We start from the raw sequence: 21,683 nt of genomic DNA, 5'->3' as shown, positions 1-21,683 counted from the left end.
CTGGAGCAGACCCCATGTCCGAGAATTCCCCGGATCTTGAAGACGACACCGGCACCTACGAGTCCGGCCTGCCCGGATTTCTGGGGACCATCGATGAAATCATTGCCAAGGTCGAGGCGTTCATGCTGGCCGCTGGCGTCATCCTGATGGCAATCAATACCTGTGTGAATGTCATTGCGCGGTATGTATTCGGTGAAGGCCTCTTTTTCTCAGGTGAAATCAACCGGATCCTGATTATACTCATCACCTTTGCCGGCATCGGCTATGCAGCCCGCCACGGCAGGCACATCCGGATGTCCGCAATCTACGACGCACTGCCAGTCAAGGGCCGCAAGGTTTTGATGATCATCATCGCCCTGTTCACGTCTCTTGTGATGTTCTTTCTTTGCTACCACTCCTTCGGATACATCGAAACTCTTTACAGTCGTGGGCGTATTCTGCCCGCCCTGGGCTTTGAGATCTGGTGGATTTATATCTGGGTCCCGATCGGTTTTGCCATTACAGGTATTCAGTACCTCCTGACGGCCATCAAGAACTTCACCAGCAAGGATGTTTATCTTTCCACTGGGGTTGTCGACGGCTACGCGGATACAGAATCGGAAGTATGAACCCTGCAGCTGACGTTAAGGAAGGATAGGAAATCATGGCAACTATAATGATGTTGATCATGATCGGGTTGCTGCTGCTGGGCTTCCCGATGATGGTTCCGCTGATCACAGGTGCGGTGGTCGGCTTTGTAATGATGTTCGATGGCTTCGGCCAGATGGGCACCTTCGTCCAGCAGATGATGGGCGGTATCCGGCCCGCCTCGCTGATTGCGGTCCCAATGTTCATTCTGGCAGCGGACATCATGACCCGCGGTCAGTCTGCTGACCGGCTGATCAACATGGTCATGGCGTTCATCGGCCACGTAAAAGGCGGTCTGGCCATCAGTACCGCCACGTCCTGTACCCTGTTCGGTGCTGTGTCCGGGTCTACCCAGGCCACGGTCGTGGCTGTTGGCTCCCCCCTGCGGCCAAAACTGCTGAAAGCCGGCTATTCGGATTCGTTTTCGCTGGCACTGATTATCAACTCCAGCGACATCGCCTTTTTGATTCCGCCCAGCATCGGTTTCATCATCTACGGGGTTATCTCCGAGACCTCCATTGCGGAACTGTTCATTGCCGGTATTGGGCCAGGCATCATGATTCTGTTCATGTTTTCGATCTATTGCCTGATCTACGCCCATATCAACAAGCTTCCCACCGAGGAGAAGTCCACCTGGGGCCAGCGAGCCGTGGCCATGCGGGAGGCCTTATGGCCGCTGTTCTTCCCGGTCATTATCGTCGGCGGGATCTACGGTGGCATCTTCAGCCCGACAGAGGCGGCGGCCGTTTGCGTGCTCTACGCTTTCCTGCTGGAATTCGTGGTGTTCCGATCACTGAAGCTTGCTGACATCTATCGGATTGCAAAGTCCACCGGCCTGATTACCGCAGTCGTGTTTATCCTGGTCGCCGTGGGCACCGGCTTCTCCTGGATTATATCCTTTGCCCAGATTCCCCAGGCGATTCTGGATTCAGTCGGGATCAGCGACATGGGACCGGTTGGCGTGATGATTACCATCTGTGTCGCGTTCTTTATTGCCTGCATGTTCGTGGATCCGATTGTGGTGATTCTGGTGCTGACACCAATCTTCGCGCCAGCAATCCAGGCTTCAGGCCTGGACCCGGTCCTGGTCGGTGTGCTGATCACCCTGCAGGTGGCCATCGGCTCGGCGACACCGCCGTTCGGCTGTGACATCTTCACTGCCATCGCGATTTTCAAGCGCCCCTATCTGGAGGTTATTCGGGGCACGCCGCCGTTCGTATTCATGCTGATAGCTGCTGCCGGGCTTTTGATTGCGTTTCCGCAAATAGCATTGTTCCTGCGCGACCTGGCCTTCAGGTGATCTGACCACCCTGGAGGGTGAATACAAAGGAGAGCGACATGTTCAAACGGATTCTGGTGGCAGTAGACGGTTCAATGACCTCCTTCGAGGCCTTGAGCAAGGCTATTGAGCTGCAAGAACTGACGGATGCAGAGATCTACCTGCTTTGCGTGTACAAGCATCACAGCCTCTTTGAGGCATCCCTGTCGATCGGACGGCCGGCTGAAATGGACATCCCGGATAAAGTGCTTTCAGAGTACGCCAAGGACGTGGTGAATCACGCGAAACAACTGGCTGCGGAGCGCGGCGGCAAAAACGTCAGAGGCTTCGTTAAAGCAGGCAAGCCTTCGAAGGTCATTGTCGATTTTGCCAAGGACAAAGGGGTGGATCTGATCGTCATCGGTACCAAGGGTACGCACAGTGACAAGGATGGCCTGTTTCTGGGCAGTGTTTCGCATCGGGTAGCATCTCACGCGAAATGCCCGGTTCTTGTGGTTTAACCGTCTAACCAAAAACTTCGACCCTGTTACGGCCGGCTTCCTTGGCGCGGTAGAGCGCCCTGTCGGCCAGGGTCAGAATCTGCAACGGTTTCTCGCCACTTTCCGGCCAACTGGCAACACCCACCGAGACTGTCAGTGCGCCAAGATCTTTCTCCCGATGAATGATCGCCACGTCCCTCACTGCGCTACTGAGCTGGCTTGCCTTATCCATTGCCGCTTCTGATGTGGCTCCCGGCATCACCACCACGAACTCTTCACCGCCATAGCGGCAAACAAGATCACTCTCACGGAACTGTTTCTGGAGAATACCCGCAACTATTTTCAGGGCATTATCTCCAGCTTCATGACCGTAAGTATCGTTGAACTTCTTGAAGTGATCGATATCGATGATCAACAGCGACAGCGGAAGATCGTTGCGCTGTGCAACAGCGCTCTCATGCTCGAAAAGCTGATCAAAGTAGCGGCGGTTTTTAAGCCCGGTTAGTCCATCCTCGTACGAAAACTTCTGCAACTCTTCCCGAAGAGCAATGCTGGAGAGAGTAATACTGATTCTCTGAATGGCCTGATCCAGTGCCGCTAAAAGACGGGCCGAACCATACTCGCTCTCTGCGTTGTCGAAAACGCCATCCCCCTCCAGCAGCAGAATGCCTTCAGTGACGTTACCCGCGCTGGCTGACTCCACATTCACCCAGAAGCAAAGCGTGGCACTCTCGACTTCTCTATCCACCCCTTCGGCGCCATGCCACTGTCTCAGTTGCGGCAGCCTGGAGGGTTCCGGTAGACCTTTGCGGGCGTCCAGCAACACCGGCAGAGGGACCGGCCGGCTGAATCCCCAGACAGCGACGCGATCGTACCGGTCGCTTGACCCCCTTTGATAGAAGGCGCCTTTCAGTGGGCTGCAGATATCCGGGAGCGCCCGTACAAGCAGACCGAACGCCTGCTTCAGGCCCAGACAGTCCTGGAGTTCGGTAAGAACGTCGCCCAGAATCCTGTTTTTCTCGTTTTCGAAGGTCAGCATCCGGACCCGTGCCTGCTCACGCCGGGCCAGTGCCTCTGCTTTGGCGGTACGTTCAGCCACCTTTTCCTCCAGAGACACGTTCAACCGCTTCAGCGCTTCCTGGGTTCCCGCATAGTGCCACAGAGAGATAACCACCACGGCCAGTGAGAACAGGAGCATACCCCAGCTAACCGGCACCCGTCCCCAGGGCAGTACCCCGTGGGCAACTGCCATATCTACAATCAGCAAGCCACAGAAAATGCCAAAGGCCAGTAGCAATATCTGTTGTTCCCGCAACATCCGACGGATACGACGCAGCACCACGGCAAAAATGATAACCAGAGAAACAAGGAACAGGGCATCGAATGGCGGGAATGTCGAGGACAGATCAAACACGCCAGCAAGCGCGCCGAGCAATGCACCGACGAGATACACCAGATGAACCTTCCAGATCAGGTTGATTAACCAGGGGCGATGATTTGTCAGCCATTGTTCGAGCAGAAGCGCCAGCGCTACCGGCAGCATGTAGTAGGAACCGGCGGCCAGGTAATCCCACATCAACGGCTGATAGGCAATCAGCAGACTGGCCTGGCTTTCTGATACCAGCATCAGAGCCGAAGCGAGGGTGAACAGTGAAATACTGGCAAACGTCTTCTTTTCCGTCTGGAGTAACGCAAAAATGATCGCCAGCAGCGCAATCAGGGTAGCGAAGCCTGCAATCACCAGGGCTTCCAGGGAATTCTTGAGGATGTACAACACCAGATCCGGGTGGTCCATGATGGAGACTTCACCCCACAGACCGATATCCGTGTAGTTGGAGAAGATCCGGAAATACACCGGCTTGCCTTCATAGTTCTCGGGAAGAACGATTTCATGCCAGGGCCAGCCCTCAAACCGACCCCTACCCTGAGCATCAAACTCCCCATATTGGTAGATTTTTTCACCCTTGACCCAGACCTGAACGATCAGATCCACACTGAAGATGTAGAGGACAGGCTCCTGCCACTCGCCGGTTGGCAGGGTTACCCGGAACCAGACGTTTTCACGTCCTTCACGGCCGGGGGGATTGGAGGGGAAACCAATGCTTTGCCATTTTCCAGGTGCATCCTGCAACACCCACTCTGGAATACCGTCTTCGGTGAAAGGTGAGTCACCCCAGCGGTATTCCCAACCCTGGGTTACCGGCTGCGATGCTGCATGGGCCAAAGCGGGCATCAAGAGGGCCAGGAGCAGCGCGGTAATCAGGCGTAGCAGGCTAATCGATGGCATCAGGAAGGCAAACCTGCGTTCTGTAACGATCAGACCAGATTATAGCCCAGTCCCTGCGAAATCCAGAGGGCTGATGTCATTGCGGCTGCACCACCCATTCCGGGTCCTCAAACTCTCCAATCAGTTTGATATCCACAAACGGCGCAGCACTGCGAATGATAGCGGCCACCTCAGGGTTATGCTGCCCTTCCATGGCATCCCGCTGTTCCTTGCTCTCCCAGGAGGCGATGGCAATCAGGGTGTTGGGGTCGCCAATCTTGCGGTGCAGTTCAGTACCCCGGGCCCCGGGCGCCTGCTGTATAATTTCGCTCGCTCTCACCCAGGCATCCGCGTATTCCTCGGCAGTATGGCCTTCCCGGATATGCACTTCGAAAATAAACTTCATGAGACCTCCCGGCGACTGCCAGTTCAATCCGGTCGCGCATCCCGTGATTGCGGCGAACACCGTTAACGTGAGGAGCGGCCCATCACCAGCAACGCCAGTAGCGCAGAGCCCACCATCAGCAACAGTGCCACCGCATTGAGCACAGGCGTCGACCCTTCCCGGAGGCGATTGAACAGTGCCACCGTCAGCGGTGTATCACTACCTGTCAGCATAACGGTGGTATTGAAGTTTTCAAATGACATCAGGAAAGCCATGGCGGCGGCCCCGAAAATAGACGGCAATAGCCAGGGCAGGGTCACGGTAAACCATGCCAGCAGGGGCGTGGCGCCCAGGTTCAGGGCGGCTTCTTCCAGCTGGGGATCAAACTTGCGCAGGCGGGCCGCGATCACCAGAGTGCTCAGAGTCGCGATGAAGGTCACCTGCCCCATCACCACCAGAGTCATTCCGGGCCGGAACAGATCCAGCTCGATTCCCCAGGCTGCCGACATATCATTGGCCATGCCGCTGTAGAACACCAGTATGGACACCCCCAGAATGACACCGGGAATCACCAATGGCAGCAGCATGAGCAGGTACAGGAATTCCTTGCCCCGGAACTGCACCCGTTCAAACAACACGGCATTAACACACCCCAGGGCAACGCTCACCAGAGTCACCCAGAAAGCAATTTTGGCACTGACCCAGAGCGCCGTAAGCAGCCCATCGTCGTGGAATAGTCCGGTACGGCCCTCACTGCCATCTGCGAAATACCAGTCCAGGGTGAAGCCTTTCCATGGCAGTGACGGGAAAGGCGCGTCGTTGAAAGCAAACACGGCCGTGACCAGCAGCGGCAAGGCCAGGTAAACGAAAAATGCCACCAGGTAGGCCAGATAGAGGCTGTCGAACAGACGGGACCGGGGTACGGAACGGATCATGGCTTCACCCTCACCTTCACCCCATCACCTTGCGCAACGACTGACCAGAGATTTTCAGCCCGAGCCAGACGATGACCGACGACAGTACCAGCAGCAGAACACCGAGTGCCGCGCCCTGCTCCCAGTTAAAACGGGTAATGAACTGGGTGAAGATCTGCTCGGTAAACCAGGCACTGTCCTTCCCGCCCATGAGCACCGGCGTCAGATAGCTGCCAAGAGTGAGCATGAACACCACGATGCAGCCGGAAACGATACCGGGCATGGCCCAGGGCACAACGATTTCGCGCAACACGGTACCATGGCCGCCACCCAGGTCGTAGCCGGCTTCGACCAGGTTCTCATCCATGCCATCGAGGGTTGTCACCAGTGGCACCACCATGAACAGAAGGCCGTTGTAGACCAGGCCGATGATGACCGCAACGTCGTTGTAGAGCATTTCCACCGGACCATCCACCCAGCCCAGGGCCTGTAGCCAGGAACTGAACAGGCCGCTTTCGCGCAGCAGAATCATCCAGCCGTAAGTACGTACCAACTCACTGGCCCAGAATGGAATCAGGCAGGCCAGAAACAGAATGCCTTTGGAGCGGCCTCTGGCAAGACGGGCAATGTACCAGGCAATGGGGAAGGCGATGATCAGCGTCAGAAAGGTGGTGAACAGCGACATCACCCCGGTGCGTACAAACGTCCGCCAATAATAGGCCTCGGTAAAGAAATTCTGGTACTGCTCAATGCCCCAGGCAATGGTGTCCCAGCTTTCCCGGACCTGGAACGAGACCCGGAGCATCTGAAGATGGGGCAGGAGCACCAGCAATACGATCCATAGCAGGAACGGAGTGAGCAGCAACCAGAGGGATAGGCGACTGACCGACGACCTCACAGACTGTCGGCTCCAAAGACCCTGGCCAGGGCCGGATTCCAGGCCAGACGGATTGAACTGTCGGCAGACAGCCTGGGTGCCGAGCCATCCTGAGGCAGGCGGGCGTATACCGGTTGCCCACAGTTCTCTGCCTCGACGCGGCTGTTGGCGCCATCGAACAGAGTGGTGCGCACTTTCGCCTGCAGCGATGAGAAGCCCGCACTGAGCGCATCCCCAGACAGCACCAGGGATTCAGGCCGGATATACAATTCGGCCCGATGGCCGGTTCGAAGGTTGTCCGATGCCACTCTGCCCTGAACCAGCACACCATCATCCAGACGAATTTCGGCCAGATCATCCCGCACGGACACCAGCTCTCCGGACAGGCGATTGTTATCGCCGACGAACCCGGCGACGAACGGAGTGGCCGGTTCCCGATAAAGCTCTTCCGGCGGCGCTACCTGATCAAATCGGCCGTCCCGCATAACCGCCACCTGATCCGACATCACCATGGCTTCCGACTGGTCGTGGGTGATGTACACGAAGGTGGTTCCGAACTGTTTCTGGAGGTGTTTAAGCTCCACCTTCATCTGCTCACGGAGTTTCAGGTCGAGCGCGCCGAGGGGTTCGTCCAGCAGCAGGAGCGTGGGCTCCAGTACCAGGCAGCGCGCCAGGGCCACCCGCTGTCGCTGTCCGCCGGAAAGCTCCTGGGGGTTGCGGTGCTCAAGATCTGGCAGGCCGACCTGCTCCAGCACCCGGGCAATGCGCTTTCGCCGCTCTGCCAGAGGCATTTTCCGGCGCTTCAGCCCATAGGCGATGTTGTCACCGACCGTCATGGTGGGAAACAGGGCCAGATGCTGGAACACCATGTTCACCGGTCGACGATTGGGGGGCACATCGTTCATACGCTGGCCACGGATGTGGATGTCTCCCTGATCGGGTTTATCGAACCCGGCGAGGAGTCGCAACAACGTGGTCTTGCCGCAACCGGAGGGTCCCAGAATCGAGAAAAACGTGCCCGCAGGCACGTCCAGGGACACATGATCCACCGCGGCATTGCTGCCGAACCGGCGGACCAGTCCCTCACAGAACAGGTCCGAATCCATTCCCATGAGAATCAGTTCGCGGCCTGGACGCGATCCAGCACCTGACCTTCCATGGTTTCCAGCCCCGGCGGAACCGGCGGATACCACTTGATATTGTTGATGGCGGCGTCATTAAAGCTTTCGCGATAAGCGTCCCTCAGATCAGCTTTGACAAACTCATCCGCACCTTTTGAGGCGGTAAAGTTGCCTGACGCATTGGTAATACGGGCCGCAATCTCAGGCTGCATCACAAAATTGATCCACTTGTAGGCAGCTTCTTCGTTCTCGCTACGGCGGGGAATCGCGAAAGTGTCGATCCAGCCGAGGGCACCGGATTCGGGGGCCACAAACCGGATGTCCGGGTTCTCGGCATTGAGCTTCCAGCCGCCGGCATCCCAGGCCATGGCCGCTTTCACTTCACCGGTACGCAGCAGGGCCAGCAACTGGTCGCCACCGGTCCAGTAGGTTTTCACATTGCTTTTGCAGTCGATCAGTTTGTCCTCAACCTTTGCCATGATCGACTCGTACTGGTCCCGGTCATCGTAGGCTGCGAACGGATCCAAACCCATCGCAAAGGCAAAACCGATCAGTGTGGGTCGCTTGAGGCGGTAGCTGACCTGTCCTTCGACAGCAGGATCACACAGGTCGGTATAGTCAGACACGGTATCCGCTACCGAGCTGTGCACGATCAGACCACTGGTTCCCCACACCGAGGGCACCCCATAAAACTGGCCATCCAGTTCGGTGGAATCCTGGGTCGCCTTGACCATGGACGGCTGCAACTGATCCGTGTTCACCCGGCTGAAATCGATCGGCTTGTAGATATTGAACTGGCGCTGCACACCAACAATCCGGTCCTGGCTCGGCTGGGCCAGGTCAAACCCGGCACCGCCCGTGGCACGGAGCTTGGAAATCATGTCTTCATTGTTGGAGAGGGTCACCTTCACATCGATGCCGGTCTCCTCCTCAAACTGGGCGACCACATCATCCGGGGCGTAGCCACCCCAGGTAATCAGGCGCAGCTCTTCTGCCAGGGTACTGCCAGAAAAACCTGTGGTGGCAAGGGCTGCAGACAGCAAAAAAGCACGGTTCCGTGTCGAGCGAGAGGGCATGATCATAACGTGTCCTTACTGATGGCAAGTTCAGAAGTTTGCTAACCATTTGTTATCAGGAAGTTATAGACCATGTATTGCAGTTTTGTGAAACCCGATACAAAAAACGGAGGCCGCAGCCTCCGCTTTTTCAGGACCATTAACAATCCGCGCGCTTAGCGGCCAGACTTCAACATTTCCCAGTACTTGGCGTAGACCTGCAGGGCGTCGTCGCCGATGTCGGTCTGGAACTCCGCATTGATCATATCGGTGGCGTTCGGATAGCTTGCCCGGTTATTCGCCACTTCGTCCGGCAGCAAGTCCCGCGCTGCCAGGTTCGGAGTGGCATAACCGATCTCCTCACTGATCAAAGCGGAGATTTCCGGCTGCAACACGAAACTGATGAACTGGTGGGCCGCTTCCGGATTCTTCGCGTTCTTCGGAATCACGAAACTGTCCAGCCAGGCGATAATGCCTTCTTCCGGATAGACGTACTCCAGCGACTCCATGGTGTCCTTGCCCATCACGGCTTCGCCGTTCCAGATCATACCCACGTCGGTCTCACCCTCCAGGTAAGGCATGCGGGGCGCATCGGAATTGAAAGTACGAACCGAGGGCATCAGTTCGGACAGCTTTTCATAGGCCGCCTCGATTTCATTCGGATTGGTGCTGTTGCCGGAGTAGCCCAATACCCGCAGGCCAACGTGGAAAACCTCCCGCATGTCGTTGGTCAGCATCACCCGGCCATCGAAACGGTCTTCCCACAGGTCTTCCCAGGCAGTGACAGGCTCACCTTCGATGTCTGCGGTGTCCACGGCCAGCCCCGTGGTACCCCAGAGGTACGGGACGGAGAATTTGTTCTCCGGATCAATATCCAGGTTCACCAGTTCCGGGTCCAGATTATCGAAGCCCTCGATCTTGCTGCGATCGATCGGCAGCAGCAGGTCTTCCTGACGCATCTTGCTGACGTAGTAGGTAGAAGGTACCGCCAGGTCGTAGGCTGCACTGTCATCCAGCAATTTCAAGCGGGCATACATGGCCTCGTTGCTGTCGTAGGTGGTGTAGACCACCTGGATACCGGTTTCTTCAGTGAAGCGGTCGAGCACTTCCTGGGGCATATACTCGGACCAGTTATAGAGGTTGAGAACCTGGGGCTCCTCAGAACTGCACCCCGTCAATCCCACTGCCAGCAAGCCGGCCAGTGCCAGTTTCTTCATCGTTTGCTCCTTATCAGAATCCATTGAGACAACATCAGCATAACCAGTGAAAACACCAGCAACAGTGTGCCCAGGGCATTCACCTCGGGTTTCAGGCCCACACGCACCATGGAGTAAATGCGCAGGGGCAGAATCTCGTAGCTCGGGCCACTCACAAAAGTACTCACTACCACATCATCGAGGGACAGTGTAAACCCTAGCAGCCAGCCTGCCAGTAATGCCGGCATGATCACCGGGATCAGCACGGTACGGGTCATGGTGAAATCAGAAGCACCAAGATCCCGGGCGGCCTCTGGAAGACTCTCATCGAATCCGCTCAGCCGCGCCATCACCGTGATCACCACAAACGGAAGACAGAAGGTGACATGAGCCAGTAGCAGCGATACATAGCCGAGCTGCAGCCCCACCAACAGAAACAGGGCCAGCAACGAAATGGCCAGGACAATCTCCGGCGACATCATCACCACAAACAGCATGCCATTGAGCAGCTTCTTGCCCCGGAACCGGTAACGATGCAGGGCCAGGGCGGTCAGGGCGCCAATCACCGTGGACACGGTGGCGGCAGACAGCGCCAGCCAAAGGGAATTCCACATGGCATTGACCATGGCCCGGTTATCGAACAGCGCCTCGTACCAGCGCAGGCTGAGCCCGCCCCAGGCATAGCCGGTGCGGGATTCGTTGAAGGAGAACACCACCAGCACCACGATGGGCACGTAGAGCAAAATGTAGACGAGGGTCAGATAGGTGCGGGGCAACCATCGTGTCATCAGGCACCCTCCTCGCCAATTCGCCGTTTACTCAGGCGATGGGCGAACATGAGGAACGCCATGGTCAGGGTCAGTACAATGCTGGCCGCCGCCCCGAAGGGCCAGTTGCGGGCATCGAGGAACTGGTTCTTGATCACGTTACCCACCAGCAGATTGCGGGAACCGCCAAGAATGTCCGGCACGAAGAAAAGCCCCATGGCCGGCAACAGGACCAGCATCACGCCGGCCAGAACCCCCGGCAGGGTGAGCGGCACAATCACATGGATAAAGGTGGACAGCCGACCCGCGCCCAGATCGTGGGAGGCCAGCAGCAACTCCTGCTTCAGGTCTTCGAACACCGAATACAGCGGCAGGATCATAAACGGCAGCAGCAGATACACCAGCCCGATGATCACCGCGCCCTCGGTATAGAGGAGCTGCAGGGGCTCATCAATCAGCCCGATCGACATCAGGGCGCTGTTCAGCAGACCGTTGGTAGCCAGGATCAGCTTCAGGGCGTAGGTGCGCACCAGGGAATTGGTCCAGAAGGGCACGATCAGCAGGAAGATCAGGATCAGTTGTCGCTGCTTGCCCACTTTGGACAAGGCCCACGCAAACGGGTAACCAATCAGCAGGCACACCAGGGTGGTCATCGCCGCCATGTACAGGGAGTGGAGAAAAACCTCCAGATACAGCGGGTCAAACAGCTGGCGATAGGCATCCAGATTCAGGGGCAGGGACAGAAAGGTTGCCGGATCCCGGGTCATGACACTGGCGCCTACCACCAGGAGATTCGGTGCCAACACCAGAAACAGGAGCCAACCCCAGACCAGGATCAGGACGGCAGTTTTGAACGGCTGCTGCATAACGCTATGCATCGGCCGCAAGTTCCTCTGCCGTTGCGGTTTCGCCGGGCAGCAGCCATTCCCAGCCATCCACCCAACTGACCTTGACCGGCTCGCCCAGGCGGTAATCGAAGGCGGGATCGTCCTCATCAAAGAATTCGCTGGCCAATACCTCGGTGCCGTCGTCCAGGTGAATGACAGAATCCAGCGTGCTGCCTTTGTAGTTACGCTCGACAATCTTGCCCGCGACACCCTGCGCATCGGCCGGATCCAGCACCCGGATGTCTTCAGGCCGCAGCAGCACGCTCAAGGGCTGGCCTTCGCTTACCGCGAAGTCCGGTCGGCGCAGGGTTCGTTTGAGGCCAAAGACATCCACGGTAATAGAGCCATCGTGAACCGACTCGACCGTGCCCGGGAAAAAATTGGTTTCCCCTACAAACCGCGCGGTAAAGAGGTTGGCCGGTCGCTCGTAGACCTCCCGTGGAGTACCGAGCTGCTGCACCAGGCCATCCTTGAGGACCACTACGCGATCCGACATGGACAGGGCCTCTTCCTGATCGTGGGTTACGAACACGAAGGTGATGCCCAGTTCCCGTTGCAGACGCTTCAGCTCAACCTGCATGGTACGGCGAAGCTTGTAATCCAGGGCCGAAAGCGGTTCATCCAGAAGTAGCAGCCTCGGCCGCTTGACCACCGCCCGGGCGATGGCAACCCGTTGCTGCTGGCCGCCGGACAACTGATGCGGCTTACGGCGGGCAAAATCCTGCAACTGGACCATGGCCAGCGCTTCATCGACTCGCTGGCGAATCTCGTCCTTCGGGCGCTTTTCCATCTTCAGGCCATAGGCCACGTTGTCGAACACCGACATGTGGGGAAACAGCGCATAATGCTGGAATACGGTATTGAGCGGACGGTTTTCCGGGGCAGTGTGGGTGAGATCTTGTCCCGCCAGGGTGATGCTGCCCTCATCGGGATGTTCGAAACCGGCCATCAGCCGCAGCAGGGTGGTTTTTCCGCACCCGGAAGGGCCCAGCAGGGTAATGAACTCGCCGTCGTAGATCTCAAGATCCAGACCGTCGAGCACCGTTTTGCCACCGAATTGCTTGGAAAGATTGCTCAGGGATAGCAGTGTCTGTTTCATCGGCGCTGCCCAAAGAATGAGCGGCCTATTTTTCCAGAAACCGACGCAAACAAAAAGGGGCGCTGGGGTATTACAGCCCCGGCGCCCCTTTGACTGACAAAGCCCTCAAGCCTTTGGCTGGCTCTCAGGTATTGTCAGGCTTCAGTCCTCAGCCACACTGTTCAGGTAGGCCTTGTCCGAAATGTTGGTCCACTGACGAACCTGCTTCAGGTAGTCGCGCTGGGACTCGATGATTTCCTTCGCGAGCGGATCGTTCTCAGCGGCCTCGGCCAGCAGCCGGTTGGTGGTGCTACGCAGGGCATCAATGACTTCCGGCGGGAACACCTTGTGGGTCACATCCGGGTAGTCTTCCTTCATCCGATCCCAGGCCACGCCACTCTGGTGGGTGCTCTGGATGTACATGTCATAGGCGGCGGTGCGCATGGCCACACGCAGGATTTCCTGAAGATCCTTTGGCAGCTCTTCCCAGGTCTTCTTGTTGATCAGGAACTGGACTTCCGCGCCCGGCTCCTGCCAGCCCGAATAGTAGTACTTGGCGATCTGATGGAAGCCCATCTGGAAATCCAGGGCGGGACCGACCCATTCAACGGCATCCACGGTGCCACGCTCAAGTGCGGTATAGAGCTCACCCGGCGGCAGGTTGGTCACGGCAACCCCCAGCTCGGACATGACTTCGCCGGCAAAACCGGGGGTGCGCATCTTCAGACCCTGCAGGTCTTCCAGCGAGTTGATTTCCTCGCGGAACCAGCCACCCATCTGGTTACCGGTATTACCGCCCGGGAAAGACAGCATGCCGTACGGCTCGTAGACCTTCTGCATCAGTTCCATGCCCTCGCCGTGATAGAACCAGGCGTACATTTCAGGCGCAATCAGCCCGAATGGGATGGTGGTGAAGTACATGGCGTTCGGGATGGTGCCCTTGTAGTAGTAGGACGCGGTGTGCCCCATGTCGTACTGGCCGTTCCGCACCAGATCAAAAATCCCGAACGGCGCCTTGTGCTTGTTGGACGGATCTATGCGGATCTGCAAACGGCCGTCCGACATGGTTTCCGCCATGTCCGCCATATGCTGAACCGTCTCTCCCAGTACCGGAGAATTGGGCCCCCAGGTTTGCGCAAGGCGCAGAGTATAGTTTTCCTCGGCGAGGCCGATGCTGCTTGCGAGAAGCAGCGCCGACGCTACCGTTGCTTTCAGCAGGTGGGTCATTGTGGTTGAACCTCTATTTCATTGTTATGTTGTGATTTTTGATGCCTCGGAGATAGTAACCTGAGAGTTTAAAAAAGGCCAAAATCTGGTCACCCGGGCGTTTATTGACTATGTTGAATACCACTGATTGCAGTAATTCCAGGGATCCGGGATACAGTCCATGCCAGACAACGAGCTTTCCAGACATCGGGCACAGTTAGAGGCCCTCCGGGCCGCCTACGTGGAAAAGTTGCCCGAGACGTTTGAACGTCTCGAAGCGCTCATCGACGCGATACCGACCGACCCGAGTGATGCATTCGGGCTCGACAACCTGAACGCCTCACTCGGACTGCTATACCAGGAGGCCCACAAGCTCGCTGGCACTTCCGGTTCTCTCGGTCTTGAGTATGTTTCTACAGCAGCAAGGCAGTTGCTGTCTCTTGCCGAGAACTGGCACACGCATCCTCTCGACGCTCTTTCGAAAAGAGAAACAATGGATACGCTGGTCGAGACCATGCGAAATTGCGACCTGAAGCCGGTTGAGGAAAGCCCTGGACCCAGTAAACGCGGCTCTCGGAAAATCCACATTGTGGACGATGACGAGTTGGTGGCTCAGGAAATGCTTACCTGGCTTATTGAGGCCGGATTTGATGCGGAAGTTTTCCTGTCTTCGTCGGTTTATCTGGATATATTTGAAACGCTTGCCCGGCCAGACATGATTATTATGGACGTCGCCTTTGGCGAGGACATGAGCGCGGGGCCGGACATCATTCGACAGCTTCGCAACCGGCTGGGGAGAATGCCGGCGGTTATCTTTCTTTCCATCCATGACGAAATGCCCGCCAGGCTTGCAGCGCTCCGGGCGGGTGCCTCGCGCTATCTGGTCAAACCGGTCACCAAAGACCGCCTTATGGACCTCGCCCATGAATTCGCCGAGCGCAAGCACACGACAACCTACCGCGTTCTGCTGGTAGATGACGATCAAACCGCCCTGCAGGCCGCAAAAATACAGCTGGAATATGTTGGGCTTGAGGTACATGCCTGCGAGGAACCTCTGCAGGCATTGACAGTTGCGCGGGCGATCAGGCCAGATGTCATCATTCTGGATATTGTGATGCCCAACGTCTCCGGGACGGAACTCGCTGCCATCCTCAGGGAGGACCGTGAATTCGATGCCACTCCCATCGTCTTCCTGACGTCACAGTCTCATCAGGATGAGAAAACCTTGAGTGTTGCCCTCGGAGGCGACGACTACGTCCTGAAGCCGTTCGACACCGACTACCTGACCGCCACGGTCCGCGCCCGTGCCAAACGCTCCCGAAGGTTGCGCGAGCTCATCAATGCGACCGACAGCCGCTGATCAGACCTTGAACTGACCAACTAGCTCCCGAAGGCTCTCCCCCAGGCGCGCCAGTTCGTGGCTGGCTTCGTTGGTCTGGTTTACGCCGGTATCACTGCGTTGGGCAGCATCGACAATACGGACCACGTTCTGGTTAATCTCTTCGGCGACCTGGCTCTGCTGCTCTGAGGCTGTGGCGATCTGAGTCACCTGATCATGAATCTTGCCGACCGATGTCTCGATGGTTCGCAACGCGCTGGTTGCATGATTGATTCTTTCGACGGTTTCCGTCGAGCGGTTGCGTGATTTGTTCATCCGCTCAACCGATGCCTTGGATTCGGTAACAAAGCCGTCAATCATGGTGCGAATCTGATCAGCAGACTCGGCGCTGCGTTTCGCCAGCTGACGAACCTCATCCGCAACCACTGAGAAACCACGCCCATGCTCACCAGCCCGTGCAGCCTCGATGGCGGCATTAAGGGCCAGCAGATTGGTCTGCTCAGTCACAGCATGAATGACATCCAGCACCTGCTGGATCTCATCGGACTTTTCCGCCAGGGCATTGATGCTTCGGGCGGTATCTTCGATTTCTTCGGACAGTTTGTTCACGGCGCCCTGAGCACTGCTGATGGTTTCGCCACCTTCCCGGGCCATGCGATCGGCGTCTGAGGCCGAACTTTCAACTTCATTGGCATTACCGGAAATCTGCTGGATGGTGGCGGCCATTTCGTTGATGGCTGAGGCAATCTGATCCGTCTCGGACCCCTGCTCCTGAACCGAAGCCCGGGTCTCGTTTGCAACCCGGCTCAGTTCTTCCGCTGCAGAAGCCACCTGGTCTGTTGTCGCGCCCACCTCACGCATGGTGTCCTGGATCTTGACCACGAAGGCGTTAAAACGCCGGCCCAGCTCGGCCAGTTCGTCATTGCCCTCGTCTGGCAGTCGCTGGCGCAGGTCACCCTCACCGTCGGCGATTTCCTGCATCATGTTGCTGACGCTCTTCAGTGGCCGGGTCACGCTACGACCCACGAAGATGCCGATTACCAGGGCAATCACGACCACCAGCACTGTCACCAGCAGGATAAAGCCCAGGGTTTCGGCCATACCGGCTTCAATTTCTTCGCGAGCTGCTGCTACCTGGCGATCAATGTCGGTAATGTAGACGCCGGCCCCGATCATCCAGTCCCAGTCCGGGATGATCGTGGAGTAGGACATCTTGGGTTCTTCATTGCCAGAGGCCGGGTTCATCCAGTCATAGCCATAGAAGCCCTCACCGCGGGCCGCGTCGAAAAGATTGCCAACCAGTTTCCTGACAACCGGGTTTGACGTGGGGCCTTCTTTCGAAGGATCTGGAGCATACGCCAGGTTGAAAACATCCCGGGTGTAGGCGAATACATAATTGGTTTCGTCAAAACGGATAGAACGCAGACGCGCGGCAGCCGCCTCCTTCGCCTCTGCTTCTGTCATTGAGGGGTCGTTCTTGGCCTCCAACACCACTGCCTCAGCAGCATCAATCAGGTTCTGCAGCCCGGTCTTGCGTGCCTCGAGAAGACTGGTCTCCAGGCGTTTGAGTTCGGCTTCTCCGTTCGCCTGAATCTGATTGGCGGTGATCCAAGCGAGGGTTGCCGCCGTTATCAGTACAGGCATCAGTACGGCGATAAGTAAGCGGCTTCGGATTTTTAACCGGCTCAGAACATTCATGCTTTCAAACTCCCGGGAACTTGCTATTGATGCGGATTATCCACAGACCAACTCAGGTGATCTGTTCCAGTTTGTTAAAAGAGATTTCACTGACTCTCTCTGCGCGTGTTCAGCGCTACGGATAAACGGACCTTCCGCCAATGTTTTCAGACAAGTAGAGTAACGGCAGTAACGTAAATGTCTTGAGCAAGCGTCAGACTAAAGGACCACTACGAAGGTAGGCCAATGAAGCACCTGTTTCTGGTACGCCATGCCAAATCCAGCTGGGCCGATGAAACGCTCTGTGACCGGGAGCGGCCACTGAACGCCCGGGGCGAGAGTCAACTGGTACCTCTGGGCAAGGCTCTGGAAGCAGCGGGCGCGTTCCAGGGCGAGATCTTCACCAGTGATGCCACCCGCGCCATCGCCACACTTGAGGGGGCAGTGCCTGAGATGGCTGCTCGCGAGCGCTGCCAGCATCTTGCCGAGCTGTACACCTTTGACTACCGGCGTCTGCTCGCCTGGCTGGAACATCGCGACGCTGATTCCGGAATCACGCTTGTAGGTCACAATCCTGCCTTGCTGGAACTGGCCCAGTGGCTGCTGAAACATCCTCCCGAACAGCTACCTACCGCCAGCTTCATTCACATCCGCCTCCCGATCAAACATTGGCACCAGCTAGACCGGGGCAAGGGCAAGCTGGTGGCTCTGATGACGCCACAGGATTACAGCTATGCCCACTTCGAACGGAAACTTAAAAAGAAAGCCAGAACCGAGGGAGACGACCCGGCAAGGGACATCCCCAAGGCCCTTCACCACCAACATGATCGGCTAAGGCAACTGGAGCGTGGTGTTATCCTGGGCCTGGACGACGAATTCCTGCACCAATACCGGATTGCGATTCGGCGCAGCCGGGCCATTGCCGAATCGGTGCAGGAAGTGACCGGTGACAAGACGCTGGCAAAAGCGGTTAAAACCCTGAAACGTCATGCCCGTGCGACGGGACCGTTACGCGATCTGCATGTTTTTCTCCAGGACTTGCCTGAATTGTGTGGCGACAATTCGGAAATCCGGGCAGCCCTGCAGATCTGGTTCGAACAGGAAACCGCCAACCGCCACAAAAAACTGGTCAAGCGCCTGCAGAGCAAGCGCTATCACGACAGCATGGAGCACTGGCTGAACCTCATTGAGTCCCGAAAGTTCCAGAAGTTGGCGGAGACTCTGAGGGCAAAAGACATCCGAAAGGCGGTGGAGAGCCGTATAAAAGGGTTCAACAAATTGACCGCTGAGCTGATGCATACCTCCCCGGATGAGGATATTCATCGGCTTCGCAAGCAACTCAAGCGAATCCGTTACCTGATGGAGCTGGACTCGAAAACCTGGAAGTCCGAGCTGAAAACGATGAAAGCACGCCAAAAGCTGTATGGCCGCTTCCAGGATCTACATGTTCAGATCGAACTGCTTGACCAGTTCCGCAAGGCGGCCCCGGAGGTCTTACCCGCCGCCCTCGACGGGATTCTGGAAACCCTCGAAGAGCGCAAAGTGGACGCCCGGAAACAGATTCTGACCCTTGGAGGACTTGATGGAGCCCCGTTATGACACCCTGTTTTACGACGGACAATGCCCACTATGTGCCAAGGAGATTCGCACCTTGCGCAAACTGCAGCGTGGCAATCTCATCTTCGCAGACATCCACGAACAGCGTGATGGCAGCGGCAATTTGCCGAGCCATGAAACTCTGCTGCGACGCCTGCACCTGATGACCTGGACCGGGGAATGGGTCATCGGCTTGCCTGCAAACGTTCGGGCCTGGTCCCACACGCCCTATGGCTTTCTGTTCAAGCCCCTGCTGTGGCCCGGCATTTTCCAGATTGCCTCGCGTATCTACGGGAGATGGGCAGATAAGCGCTTTGAACGTAAGTACGCCTGCGCCTTCGGTAACAACGAGGCGGCTTAATCGTACATATGCGGAGTGACGCTCGGCGGTCGAACCCTTATCCTGAGGCATAACCTTATTCCATCAGTTTGAGGAGCTCAGCTATGAAAACTGCCCATGACCTTGTAGAAGCCGCCAGGAAAGAAATCCAGGAAGTGCCCCTGGATCAGGCGGACGATGCCATCAGGAATGCCGATCTTCTGCTGGATGTGCGGGATGCGGATGAATACCGGGCTGGCCATATACCGGGCGCGGTGAACATTTCCCGCGGCTTGCTGGAGTTCAAGTTTACCAACGATCCGGCGTTTGAGAGCCGCGACATGAACATTGTCTGCTACTGCAAAACATCCGGGCGAGCCGCCCTGAGCGCCAAGGCCCTGAAGGAAATGGGCTACATGCATGTGCAGTCCATCGCCGGTGGATTCGATGCCTGGCAGGAAGCAGGCAAACCGGTCGCCAAGCCGGAACTGCCCTCGTTCGAGTAATGGATACCTACAGGCAGCAGGTCTTGTACTTCCGGCCACTGCCACAGGGGCAGGCGTCGTTCCGACCGGGCTTCAACTGGCCCTCGCTGGTGTCTCCCCGAAGGTAATACCAGCGGCCCTGCTCCTGAACGAAATCGGATTTTTCTTCGAGAAAGCCCCAGCCCTTGCCCAGGCGGTAGAGCGCTCGGAAATGAACCCTGCCGCGATTGCCCGACTCACTGGTGTCCAGGATCTGCAAACCGGTCCATTCCGGCGAGTCTGCCAGAGTGAGCGTCTGTGGTCGTGTGCTCTGGTGCCAGGTGGCTCGCAGGTAATCCGGAAGATCGAGAACGAACGCTGCGTAACGGGACCGCATCAATGCCTCCGGCGACGGAGCCGGTTTATCCTGATGGAACGGCTGGCAGCATTCGGGGTAGGATTTGCCGCTGCCACAGGGGCAACTTTGGTGTTCAGGCTGCTGGGTCATCGGGGATCATTCTTTTCGACTTTGCTCCTGGCCCCGCAGTGTATCAATATCTGACCGGTACTGCTCCGGCCTTTTCCAACGACTTCCTGGTGATTTCCTTTGACGGATGTATCGCTGTTACAGATTCTTCTGGCCAACCTTGCCATTCTCGCCGGGGCCTGCCTGCAGGGCGTGGCCGGCTATGGCATTGGTACACTGGCTGCGCCATTGCTTTTTCTTATCAGCCCGGTGTTGGTCCCCGGCCCCCTGATACTGAATGCCACTCTGCTTACTGTCTTCATGCTGATACGCAATCGAGGCGCATTGCAGGTCCGGGAAGTGCGCTTTGCCATTGTGGGCGGAGTTGTCGGCGCAATTCTGGCGGCTCTGACATTGCTGGTGATCTCGACGGCGGGCTTCGAGCTGATTTTTGGTGTGCTGATTCTCGCCGGGGTAGCGCTCAGCATTGGTGGGCTAAAGCCTGCGCTGAACGCCCGCAACAGCGTGATGGCCGGAGCCGCCTCGACCTATATGGGCACGATTACCGCAGTGGGTGGGCCACCGATCGCCTTGATCTACCAGAATGAAAAGGGGCCTCTGGTCAGGGCCAATATGTCCGCGTTCTTTCTGGCGGCCAGCGTCCTGAGCCTGTCAGGCCTGCTCGCTTCCGGCTACCTGGGAACGCGGGAGCTGTTCCTGTTCGCAGTGACCTTCCCGGGCGTATTCCTGGGCTTCTGGCTTTCCGGCAAACTCGTCAACCGCATGCCCTTTGAAGGCCTTCGCCCGGTCATTCTCGGCATCGCGGCCATCGCCGGAACCGCAGCCCTCATTCGCGGCCTGCTCCCGCTCTAGGAATCGGCCCAGAGCCGGACACGGAACCGATTCTTGCGCCAGAGCAGCGCCAGCCAGATGGCATTGGCGTTGATCAGGAAAGCCAGGATCCACTCGAAAGCATCGTCCTTGCGGCTATAGAACTCCGGGGCCACGCCATTCAGGATCACTGAAAGAATCCCCACAGCGAGGGTCAGTTGGCAGAGATTCAACAGCCTCATGCCCGTGTGTTTCCAAAGTGGATGGCTGCGCAAGCCGGCGCTAACCAGCAACTCACAGATGAAGGTGAGCGAAAAATACAGAACCACACCAACACGGCGGACCAGATTGAAGCCGTCGCCGGCATGGCCCAGCGCCAGGGTATAGGCGGCAAGCGACACACTGGCCACCATACCCAGCCACGGGATCCAGGCAACCCCGGACGAATGTACGCCGAGCTGGCGCAACCACCGGCCGTTGAGCCACCAGAACAGAATCCCGAGCAAGGCCGCCGGCAGCATGGTACCTTTGAAAATGAAGTAAGATGTTCCGTGACGGCCGGTACGACTGATGCTGGTGCAACTATCCCAGTAGGGAATGCATAGCTCAACGTGGCCCTCCAGCACCGAAACAACAAAGGTGACATGGATCGTAACCAGCGGAATGAGAGCCGCAGCCAGTGCAAGCCACCAGAGGTGGAAAAAGCGGTGATCCGACATGATGGACGATTCCCGTTCAGGTATCGAGAAACGAATATCGACGATGCTCAGGCGCTTGACCCCAGCATGATTAGCGAACACTATTTGACCAAATTTTGCAATTCAGTCTCTTCATTTACCAACTCATTCCGTCAA

The 21,683-nt window shown here is 57.2% G+C and carries 22 protein-coding genes; 8 read left to right on the top strand and 14 right to left on the bottom strand.

From position 1 onward, the window contains the following. Positions 1-14: 14 nt before the first annotated feature. Genes AC13DD_RS08330 through AC13DD_RS08320 form a run of 3 tightly spaced genes read left to right on the top strand, consistent with a single transcriptional unit; the run spans position 15 to position 2,406 of the window. On the top strand, positions 15-608 hold the full coding sequence (locus AC13DD_RS08330) for a TRAP transporter small permease (RefSeq protein WP_008177210.1): 594 nt from the start codon (positions 15-17) through the stop codon (positions 606-608). A 35-nt stretch (positions 609-643) separates the two neighbouring features. Continuing rightward, the gene (locus tag AC13DD_RS08325) at positions 644-1,927 is read left to right on the top strand and encodes a TRAP transporter large permease (RefSeq protein ID WP_039882165.1); all 1,284 of its coding nucleotides are present in this window, start codon (positions 644-646) and stop codon (positions 1,925-1,927) included. Between the two features lie 38 nt (positions 1,928-1,965). After that, positions 1,966-2,406: a universal stress protein gene (locus AC13DD_RS08320; protein ID WP_008177208.1), complete on the top strand. Its 441-nt coding sequence runs from the start codon at positions 1,966-1,968 to the stop codon at positions 2,404-2,406. 4 nt (positions 2,407-2,410) lie between these two features. Here AC13DD_RS08320 and AC13DD_RS08315 read toward each other — a convergent pair whose 3' ends face one another. The 11 genes from AC13DD_RS08315 to AC13DD_RS08265 all read right to left on the bottom strand — a co-directional run bounded on the left by AC13DD_RS08315 (position 2,411) and on the right by AC13DD_RS08265 (position 14,158). Then, complete coding sequence (locus AC13DD_RS08315) at positions 2,411-4,672, bottom strand: sensor domain-containing diguanylate cyclase (protein ID WP_482931051.1); 2,262 nt, start codon at positions 4,670-4,672, stop codon at positions 2,411-2,413. Positions 4,673-4,748: 76 nt separating this feature from the next. Beyond that, positions 4,749-5,057: an antibiotic biosynthesis monooxygenase family protein gene (locus AC13DD_RS08310; RefSeq protein ID WP_202346477.1), complete on the bottom strand. Its 309-nt coding sequence runs from the start codon at positions 5,055-5,057 to the stop codon at positions 4,749-4,751. 62 nt (positions 5,058-5,119) lie between these two features. Continuing rightward, positions 5,120-5,971, bottom strand: a complete 852-nt coding sequence (locus AC13DD_RS08305) for an ABC transporter permease (RefSeq protein ID WP_273018144.1) — start codon at positions 5,969-5,971, stop codon at positions 5,120-5,122. 16 nt (positions 5,972-5,987) lie between these two features. Next, positions 5,988-6,848 (bottom strand): ABC transporter permease, encoded by an 861-nt coding sequence (locus AC13DD_RS08300; RefSeq protein ID WP_273085316.1) that lies wholly within the window; start codon positions 6,846-6,848, stop codon positions 5,988-5,990. Next, a complete protein-coding gene (locus AC13DD_RS08295) occupies positions 6,845-7,939 on the bottom strand; it encodes an ABC transporter ATP-binding protein (RefSeq protein ID WP_273085319.1) in 1,095 nt (364 codons plus the stop codon). Before AC13DD_RS08295 ends, AC13DD_RS08300 begins: the two co-directional genes overlap by 4 nt. A 5-nt stretch (positions 7,940-7,944) precedes the next feature. After that, positions 7,945-9,024 carry an extracellular solute-binding protein gene (locus AC13DD_RS08290; protein ID WP_482931068.1) on the bottom strand — a complete coding sequence of 360 codons (1,080 nt, stop codon included), beginning with the start codon at positions 9,022-9,024 and terminating at the stop codon, positions 7,945-7,947. A 155-nt stretch (positions 9,025-9,179) separates the two neighbouring features. Then, positions 9,180-10,220: an extracellular solute-binding protein gene (locus tag AC13DD_RS08285; RefSeq protein WP_291905523.1), complete on the bottom strand. Its 1,041-nt coding sequence runs from the start codon at positions 10,218-10,220 to the stop codon at positions 9,180-9,182. Continuing rightward, positions 10,217-10,987: a spermidine/putrescine ABC transporter permease PotC gene (gene potC, locus AC13DD_RS08280; protein ID WP_222465960.1), complete on the bottom strand. Its 771-nt coding sequence runs from the start codon at positions 10,985-10,987 to the stop codon at positions 10,217-10,219. The genes AC13DD_RS08285 and potC overlap by 4 nt, the downstream gene beginning before the upstream one ends. Then, the gene (potB, locus tag AC13DD_RS08275; RefSeq protein WP_136630711.1) at positions 10,987-11,844 is read right to left on the bottom strand and encodes a spermidine/putrescine ABC transporter permease PotB; all 858 of its coding nucleotides are present in this window, start codon (positions 11,842-11,844) and stop codon (positions 10,987-10,989) included. Before potB ends, potC begins: the two co-directional genes overlap by 1 nt. Next, positions 11,837-12,952, bottom strand: a complete 1,116-nt coding sequence (gene potA, locus AC13DD_RS08270) for a spermidine/putrescine ABC transporter ATP-binding protein PotA (protein ID WP_482931050.1) — start codon at positions 12,950-12,952, stop codon at positions 11,837-11,839. The genes potB and potA overlap by 8 nt, the downstream gene beginning before the upstream one ends. Before the next feature lie 141 nt (positions 12,953-13,093). Beyond that, positions 13,094-14,158, bottom strand: coding sequence for a TRAP transporter substrate-binding protein (locus AC13DD_RS08265; protein ID WP_069182698.1), 1,065 nt, complete (start codon positions 14,156-14,158; stop codon positions 13,094-13,096). Positions 14,159-14,318: 160 nt separating this feature from the next. On the opposite strand from AC13DD_RS08265, the gene AC13DD_RS08260 reads away from it, so the two are divergent. Next, positions 14,319-15,497 (top strand): response regulator, encoded by a 1,179-nt coding sequence (locus tag AC13DD_RS08260; RefSeq protein WP_069182697.1) that lies wholly within the window; start codon positions 14,319-14,321, stop codon positions 15,495-15,497. Here the strand turns inward: AC13DD_RS08260 and AC13DD_RS08255 are convergent, their stop codons facing one another. Beyond that, a complete protein-coding gene (locus AC13DD_RS08255) occupies positions 15,498-17,174 on the bottom strand; it encodes a methyl-accepting chemotaxis protein (RefSeq protein WP_482931049.1) in 1,677 nt (558 codons plus the stop codon). Between the two features lie 225 nt (positions 17,175-17,399). Between AC13DD_RS08255 and AC13DD_RS08250 the strand changes: the two genes are divergently transcribed. From AC13DD_RS08250 to AC13DD_RS08240, 3 genes are all read left to right on the top strand, one after another. After that, positions 17,400-18,752 (top strand): CHAD domain-containing protein, encoded by a 1,353-nt coding sequence (locus tag AC13DD_RS08250; protein ID WP_136630707.1) that lies wholly within the window; start codon positions 17,400-17,402, stop codon positions 18,750-18,752. Continuing rightward, complete coding sequence (locus AC13DD_RS08245; protein ID WP_405417998.1) at positions 18,736-19,110, top strand: thiol-disulfide oxidoreductase DCC family protein; 375 nt, start codon at positions 18,736-18,738, stop codon at positions 19,108-19,110. Before AC13DD_RS08250 ends, AC13DD_RS08245 begins: the two co-directional genes overlap by 17 nt. An 83-nt stretch (positions 19,111-19,193) precedes the next feature. After that, positions 19,194-19,574, top strand: a complete 381-nt coding sequence (locus AC13DD_RS08240; protein ID WP_349343977.1) for a rhodanese-like domain-containing protein — start codon at positions 19,194-19,196, stop codon at positions 19,572-19,574. A 7-nt stretch (positions 19,575-19,581) separates the two neighbouring features. Here AC13DD_RS08240 and AC13DD_RS08235 read toward each other — a convergent pair whose 3' ends face one another. Next, complete coding sequence (locus AC13DD_RS08235) at positions 19,582-20,040, bottom strand: YchJ family protein (RefSeq protein WP_482902057.1); 459 nt, start codon at positions 20,038-20,040, stop codon at positions 19,582-19,584. 99 nt (positions 20,041-20,139) lie between these two features. Here AC13DD_RS08235 and AC13DD_RS08230 point away from each other — a divergent pair, with 99 nt between their 5' ends. Beyond that, complete coding sequence (locus AC13DD_RS08230) at positions 20,140-20,871, top strand: sulfite exporter TauE/SafE family protein (RefSeq protein WP_136630705.1); 732 nt, start codon at positions 20,140-20,142, stop codon at positions 20,869-20,871. Here AC13DD_RS08230 and AC13DD_RS08225 read toward each other — a convergent pair. Continuing rightward, positions 20,868-21,629 (bottom strand): hypothetical protein, encoded by a 762-nt coding sequence (locus tag AC13DD_RS08225; protein ID WP_482931048.1) that lies wholly within the window; start codon positions 21,627-21,629, stop codon positions 20,868-20,870. The genes AC13DD_RS08230 and AC13DD_RS08225 overlap by 4 nt on opposite strands. Positions 21,630-21,683 lie beyond the last annotated feature (54 nt).

The organism is Marinobacter sp. L-13 (assembly GCF_056857715.1).
This window is presented reverse-complemented; position numbering and strand designations above follow the sequence as displayed.